This is a genomic window from Planktosalinus sp., assembly GCF_059864935.1.
Map to the genome: position 1 here is coordinate 1 of NZ_JCBCCK010000203.1, position 4,420 is coordinate 4,420.

The 4,420-nt window shown below is 38.9% G+C and carries 3 protein-coding genes and 1 pseudogene; all 4 read right to left on the reverse strand.

The window, feature by feature from the left end; translation table 11 throughout:
• On the reverse strand, nt 1-400 hold a 400-nt coding region (locus AC6F75_RS07295; protein WP_500714318.1), incomplete at its 3' end, for a carboxypeptidase-like regulatory domain-containing protein.
• A 992-nt stretch (nt 401-1,392) separates the two neighbouring features.
• On the reverse strand, nt 1,393-3,057 hold the full coding sequence (locus tag AC6F75_RS07300; protein WP_500714319.1) for a pyruvate dehydrogenase complex dihydrolipoamide acetyltransferase: 1,665 nt from the start codon (nt 3,055-3,057) through the stop codon (nt 1,393-1,395).
• 2 nt (nt 3,058-3,059) lie between these two features.
• Nucleotides 3,060-4,061, reverse strand: a complete 1,002-nt coding sequence (gene pdhA, locus AC6F75_RS07305) for a pyruvate dehydrogenase (acetyl-transferring) E1 component subunit alpha (protein ID WP_500714320.1) — start codon at nt 4,059-4,061, stop codon at nt 3,060-3,062.
• 199 nt (nt 4,062-4,260) lie between these two features.
• Nucleotides 4,261-4,420, reverse strand: a pseudogene (locus AC6F75_RS07310) (cytidine deaminase); the annotation flags it as partial.

Consider the following 4,420-nt stretch of genomic DNA (forward strand, 5'->3'; position numbering starts at 1 on the left):
ATACCAAAAGTTCTTGTTTAGATGAAAGTGACCAAGAGCCAAATATTCTTGTCGATTTCAAAGGTTTTATAAATTCTCTTTTTTCCGGTTTATTGGAAACCACTACTTCATTTAATGACTGAATGTTGGGGGTCATAAAGATCGTGTCGTTGCTGTTTTTAAAATCCTGCAAGCTGAGGTTTAGGGTGTGATACCCTAGGTGTTGTAGTTTTATACCGTCTTTTATATTAGGGGGGATTTTAAAGTTGCCATATTCACCTGCATAAAACCCGCCATCATTATAATGGACGGCTACAAATGGGAGAGGTTTTTTTGTTTCAACATCAGCAATAATATAAGTTTGGGAATAGCTGAAGTTACTTAAAAAGAGAAGTAATACTATTGAGTTGAAATGTTTCATGATTTTTAATTTAACGCAGCAACGTCATTCAACCAGACGTATTTCGTTTTAACTTTCCCGATAACTATCGGGATTTGCGTGCTATTATTCCAATCCTTAAAAATAAAAAAATCCCGTCAATAACATTTCTTGGCTATTAGCTGTGGCCTGGTTTGAGCAACTAACCTGCCTGCCGGCAGGCAGGCTTAGAAAACAAAACCCAAACATGAGGAAAATCCGTGAGGATTTTCCGAGTGAGCGTGTGCAAGCCAAACATTATAGGAGCCGGTCTTGTAAACCGTTTTTTTTTATACAGTTATTAATTCCGACGATTTATTCCAACCTTTTGAAATGAATATTGCGGTTTTTTGAAAAGACATTAGAATTGTTTTAAATTCAGGATAAAGTTCAATTAGACTTTAACTAATTTGGTCTGTATTTCTTCTTATCGACATTTATTGTTAAATGTTATACAATCTTTTGTTTTTCAATCCTTTATAAAAATTCTGTACAAATCCTAAAATTCCAAATCCTAAATTTATTAGTGATATACTTTCATCAAAATTCTTAATGATAAAAATGTTAATTAAGTTGAATACAACCACAACCAAAAAGGGGATTATTAAGAAATCTGATTTGTTTTTAAAATCTTTATTAAAAGGATAGAGCAATAGACCTAAAAACATTAAAAATAAAGTTATTAAATAAAAGTGATAATTTGATAAGTTGAAGTAAATAATAGCCACAAACAAAGTAATTAATCCAATTAAAAAAAGAGCTATGCTTATTTTTTTATACATATTATTAATATTTAAAGAGTTGAGTTAATGTTTAATTTTTACTCTTAACGATTTTCAAACAGATGCTCATTACATCTCTCGAATTCATTCTAATTTGATGTCGAGTCAGGATTATTTGGACTTTTGATGGTCAGTCCTAATTGTAACCCTTTTTCAGTTTAAAAATTGTACAACATAGTGTATTAACGGGATTAAAATATTATCATTTTCGGTTTACACAAACATGGTCACCGGGTTTTCAATGTATTGCTTTAGGGTTTGCAGGTATTTTGAACCTGTGGCTCCGTCAACCGTTCTGTGGTCGCAGGCCAGAGTCACTGTCATTACATTACCAACGGCAATTTGTCCGTTCTTCACAACGGGTTTCTGAATAATAGCTCCTACCGAAAGTATTGCTGAATTGGGCTGATTGATAATTGATGTAAACTCACGGATGCCAAACATCCCCAGATTGGAAACCGTAAAAGTGCTGCCTTCCATTTCTTCAGGTTTTAGCTTTTTGTCTCTTGCTTTTCCTGCCAGTTCTTTTACGTTTGCACCTATTTGAGCAAAGCTCATCTGGTCTGCAAATTTCAATACAGGAACGAGTAAGCCTTCATCAACTGCTACTGCCACGCCAATGTGGATGTGCTTGGCGATAACTGTTGTATCCCCATTCCAGCGTGAATTGACTTGCGGGTGTAATCTCAAGGCCATTGCACTGGCTTTGACTATCAAATCGTTAAACGAGATTTTAGCATCACCCATCTCATTGATCGCTGTTCTGGAAGCAATGGCGTTGTCCATATCCAAATCGATGGTAAGGTAGTAATGCGGTGCCGTGAATTTTGATTCGCCTAAACGCTTGGCGATGATTTTACGCATTTGAGAGTTTTTAACCTCTTCAAATTGCTCCTGACCCACCGGCATATAGGCCTGTGCCCCGGAACCGGGCTGGAAGTTCTCAATATCCTTTTTAACGATTCTGCCGTTTTCACCGCTTCCATTGACTTGTGAAAGGTTAATGCCACGCTCTTCGGCCATTTTTTTGGCTAAAGGCGAAACAAATATCCTGCGGTCTGAACCGGAAGGTTGAGATGATCTTTGTTGGGTTGTTGCCGATTTTTCTTCGGTTTTTGATTCGGTTTTTTCTTCATTTTTTTCTTCGGCAGGTTTTGATTCTTCTTTCTTTTTACCACCGGTTGACTGAAGTTTTTCAATAAGGCCGGAAACATCGGTACCCTTTGGGCCAATAATCGCTAAAACTGAATCTACAGGCGCAGTTCCACCAGCTTCAATTCCAATTTTTAAAAGTGTACCGCTGTAGAAAGATTCAAACTCCATAGTGGCTTTATCAGTTTCAATTTCAGCAAGTATATCGCCTTCTGAAACTTCATCACCTTCTTTTTTCAACCAGCTCGCTACTGTACCTTCGGTCATGGTATCGCTCAAGCGAGGCATGGTGATGACTTCAACACCCTCAGGAATGTCCTCCCCTAGCCCCTCCAAAGGAGGGGAACTTTCTCCTTCTTCCTTTTTAGATGATTTCTCTACTTTTGGTTCTGAGTCTTTTTTATCTGCTATTACTTTGCCGGAATCTTTCTCTTCTTTTTTATCTGAATCTTTTTCCTTTCCGCCGATTAGGCCAGAAATATCTTCCCCTTCTTCTCCAAGAATTGCCAAAAGGGTATCTACCGGGGCAGTTTCGCCTTCCTGAATTCCAATATGAAGCAGGGTTCCTTCATAAAAGGATTCAAACTCCATAGTGGCTTTATCGGTTTCGATTTCGGCAAGTATGTCGCCTTCTGAAACTTTGTCTCCTACTTTTTTAAGCCATTTTGCAACCACACCTTCTTCCATAGTGTCGCTGAGTCGTGGCATATTGATTACTTCTGCCATAGTTATTCAGGTTTGTGTGCTAAAAATGGATAATCATCTTGTGCATATACGGTGTCATACATTACATTCTTTTCAGGGAAAGGTGAATCTTCTGCAAACTTCTGACATTCGGCAACACGGTCTTTCACGCGTTGATCTATTTCTTTTATTTCTTTTTCTGTTGCGTATTTTTTCTCTTTGATCACATCCAAAACCTGAGTTATAGGGTCTATTTTCATATACTCTTCCACCTCTTCTTTGGTTCTGTAAAGTTGAGCATCGCTCATGGAGTGTCCTCTATAACGGTAAGTTTTTAATTCAAGAAATGAAGGACCGTCACCTTTTCGGGCTCTTTTAATGGCTTCATCCATAGCTTCGGCTACCTTTATGGGGTTCATAGCGTCCACGGGGCCGCAAGGCATATCGTAACCCAGACCGAGTTTCCAGATTTCAACGTGGTTTGCCGTTCTGGCTACAGAGGTTCCCATTGCATACCCGTTATTCTCTACACAAAAAACAACCGGAAGTTTCCACAACATAGCCATATTTAATGTTTCGTGAAGTGAACCCTGACGGGCTGCCCCATCACCAAGGAATGTTAAGGTTACGGCATCCCTTCCAAAGTATTTGTCTGCAAAGGCAAGTCCGGCACCCAATGGAATTTGACCCCCAACAATACCGTGACCACCATAAAAACGATGTTCTTTGGAGAAAATGTGCATCGATCCTCCCAGACCTTGTGAAGTACCGGTGGCTTTTCCGTAAAGTTCAGCCATCACCCGTTTTGGATCAACACCCATGCCAATGGGCTGAACGTGGTTGCGGTATGCGGTAATCATCTTATCTTTGGTAAGGTCCATGACGTGAAGTGCTCCTGCCAGTATGGCTTCCTGTCCATTGTATAAGTGGAGGAATCCTCTCACTTTTTGCTGAATATAAACCTGGGCTAATTTGTCTTCAAACTTTCGCCAGAAGAGCATTTCTTCATACCAGTTGAGGTAAGTTTGCTTGGTGATTTTTTTCATTGATTTTTTCTAAGATATATCCTTTACACTTTTTGCCTAAAAACACAAAGAGCAAAAATACTACATTCAACAGTAATAAAAAAAGCAGAAATGCTTAAAAATAAATAGTGTCATAGATGTTTTTGTAATTCTTGTAGAAATGCGGTTGGAGTTTACCACTTGCAGGATGATGGTTGCTGGGTGTTGGGCCCTACAACACTTATTTTAAACTACTACTATCAAAAAGCAAGGGCAGTAATGCTTTGATGGAATCGGTTTTATAAACGGGGCCGGTCTCACCCATAAAGTAAATCTCGATGGGCTGATTTTGCTTGATTTCATATTCGGCAATGGCCTGACGACAAGAACCGCAGGGTGGA